Origin of the sequence: Microcoleus sp. S28C3, assembly GCF_036700785.1 — a bacterium.
Classification (GTDB): Bacteria; Cyanobacteriota; Cyanobacteriia; order Cyanobacteriales; family Microcoleaceae; genus Microcoleus; species Microcoleus asticus.
This window is the reverse complement of the sequence record NZ_JAUBPO010000245.1, coordinates 1-3,030: the sequence shown is the minus strand read 5'-3', so window position 1 is coordinate 3,030 and position 3,030 is coordinate 1. Positions and strand designations below refer to the sequence as shown.

Sequence of the window (3,030 nt, the reverse complement as noted above, 5' to 3'; positions counted from 1 at the left end):
CGCCATCAGTACCGATAATTGGAGAAGAGTTCTGCGTTGGTGTCGGTGTGACAGATGGCGTTGGTGTTGATGTCGGATTGGGCGTTGGCGTGACAAATGGCGTGGGTGTTGATGTGGGAGTGGGCGTTGGCGTGACAGATGGCGTGGGTGTTGTCGTCGGAGTGGGCGTTGGCGTGACAGATGGCGTGGGTGTTGTCGTCGGAGTGGGCGTTGGTGTGACTACCTCTGCGATTGTGCCGAGTTTAGCAACCCAAATATCTTGACCGCCTGCATTGGTGCCTCCCAAAGCGCCGTTAGTTTCTCCCGCCAGGTAGACATTGCCATCGCTATCGAGTGCTAACTCTGAGGAGGAGTCAGAGTTAGCAGTCCCGAATTGCTTGAGCCACAACTGGTTGCCATTGCTGTCGTACTTAGTTGCCCAAATATCTAGACCGCCTGCATTCGTGCCTCCAAAAGCGGTGTTGGTTTGTCCCGTCAGGTAGACATTGCCAGCGCTATCAACTGCTAAGTTTGAGCGGTATTCAGACTCAGCATTCCCAAATTGCTTCAGCCACAACTGATTGCCATTGCTGTCATACTTGGCTGCCCAGGTGCCAACACCCGCTGGATAGCCTTTTGAAGAGTTATAGTTTTCGCCCGTCAGATAAACATTGCCAACGCTATCGAGTGCTAAGTCTGAGGGGGAGTCAGAGTCAGCCGTCCCAAATTGCTTCAGCCACAACTGATTGCCATTGCTGTCATACTTGGCTACCCAAATATCTTGACTGTCTGCTTTGGGACTTCCCAAAGCGCCGTTGGTTGATCCCGTCAGGTAGAGATTGCCAGCGCTATCAACTGCTAACTCTGCGGGGGAGTCAGAGTCAGCAGTCTCGAATTGCTTCAACCACAACTGATTGCCATTGCTGTCATAGTTGGCTGCCCAGGTCTTCAGTGCATAGACTCCAAATTTAGAGCTTGTGCCCGTCAGATAGACATTGCCGCTGCTGTCCACTTTTATGCCATAGGAGCTGCTGTCGCCGTCAGCATTGACATTCTTCAACCACAACTGGTTGCCGCTGTCGTCATACTTGGCTACCCAGGGTCTGACGGAGCCTCTAGAACCGCTACCGAGAGTTCCAGTGGTGCTTGTTCCTGAAATGTAGAGATTACCATCGCTATCGAGTGCTAAGTCTGAGGGGGAGTCAGAGTCAGCAGTCCCGAATTGCTTCAGCCACAACTGGTTGCCATTGCTGTCGTACTTAGTTGCCCAAGTATCTAGACCGCCTGCATTAGGGCCTCCCAAATCGCCGCTGGTTTGTCCCGTCAGGTAGACATTGCCAGCGCTATTCACTGTCACTTTGCTGGGATAATTGCCATTCTCTAACTGCTTGAGCCACAACTGACTGCCACTGCTGTCATATTTGGCTACCCAGGCATTTGTACTTGGATTGGTGCCGCCCAACGGGTCATAGGTGTCTCCTGTCAGATAGACATTGCCTGCACTGTCAAGTGCTGCACGATTGAAGCGGTCGTCATTGGGTGTGCCGAATTGCTTGAGCCATTCAAAGCTAGGCGCTGGTTTTCCAATAGTCAGTGTGGTTTCAGGGATTGTACCTACAACGGCACCTGCGATCGGGCCAAAGCCTAAAATGACTGTTTCATCGTTCTCAGGGATGTTGTCAGGTTTGATGGTGACTGCAATATTCTGAGTAAGGGCAGTACCGGAAGCACCTGCGGGAAATTTAACAGTAGTGGAAAGGGTGTAATCTTGGTCAGCACCTTGAGTGGCGGTACTGTTGGGGTTGATGACAATTGGTACGGTTACGTCAATCAGTGGAGACTTGCTGAGAGTGACAGGAATATTAATTGCTGTATCTTGGGTTGCTTCATTTTCCCTGTAGGTGGGAGTCCCGAAATTTACATCAACAGATGTGCTGCCCAACAGAATTGAGATGTTGTCGGAGTCAATATTCGCCACAGCCAAGTCGGAGAAGGTATCGTTGTTGAAGTCACCTACTGCAACTGAATGGGAATTTGACTCTCCCCCATAATTAGTAGCAACACCAAAGCTACCCGTACCATCTCCCAGTAAAATTGAGACCCTGTTGGAGTAATCATCCGTCACAACCAAGTCGGGGAAGGTATCGTGATTGAAGTCGCCAACTGCAACTGAGTTTGGATAGTACCCAGCGCTATAGTTGGTGGCAGTACCAAAGCTACCTGTACCATTCCCCAGCAAAATTGAGACGTTGTTGGAATTACCAATAATCCCACTCGTCACAACCAAGTCGAGGGAGGTATCGTTATTGAAGTCGCCCACTGCAACTGATCGTGAAAATGACCCAGCGCTATAGTTGGTGGCAGTACCAAAGCTACCCGTACCATCTCCCAGCAAAATTGAGACGCTGTTGGAGAAATAATCCGTCACAACCAAGTCGAGAAAGGTATCGTTATTGAAGTCCCCTATTGCAACTGAACTGGGATTTGACCCAGCGCTATAGTTGCTCGGAGTACCAAAGCTACCCGTACCATCTCCCAGCAAAATTGAGACGCTTTTGTAGTAACGATTCGTCACAACCAAGTCGGGAAAGTTATCGTGATTGAAGTTTCCTATTGCAACTGAACTGGGATTTGACCCAGCGCTATAGCTGGTAGCAGTACCAAAGCTACCCGTACCATCTCCCAGCAAAATTGAGACGCTGTTGGAGTCATTATTCGTCACAACCAAGTCGGGGAATGTATCCTTATTGAAGTCGCCCACTGCAACTGATCGTGAAAATGACCCAGCGCTATAGTTGGTGGCAGTACCAAAACTACCCTTACCATCTCCCAGCAAAATTGAGACGTTGTTGGAGTTATTATTATTCGCTACAGCCAAGTCGGAGAACGTATCGTTATTGAAGTCCCCTATGGCAACTGAGGCTGGAGATAACCCTGCGTTATAGTTGGTCGCAGGTGAGAAGAGAGAGAGGACGTGGCTGTAAGCTGCCATGACATCTGGCTTAAACACTGTGGGTGCTTTGATTTTCCCTGTGGTAACATCCAGTTCCC

General features: G+C 49.8%; 1 protein-coding gene. It reads right to left on the bottom strand.

What is annotated here, in order from left to right; translation table 11 throughout:
• Positions 1-3,030: SBBP repeat-containing protein (locus tag QUA13_RS32090; protein ID WP_333205091.1), on the bottom strand; the 3,030-nt coding region annotated here is incomplete at both ends.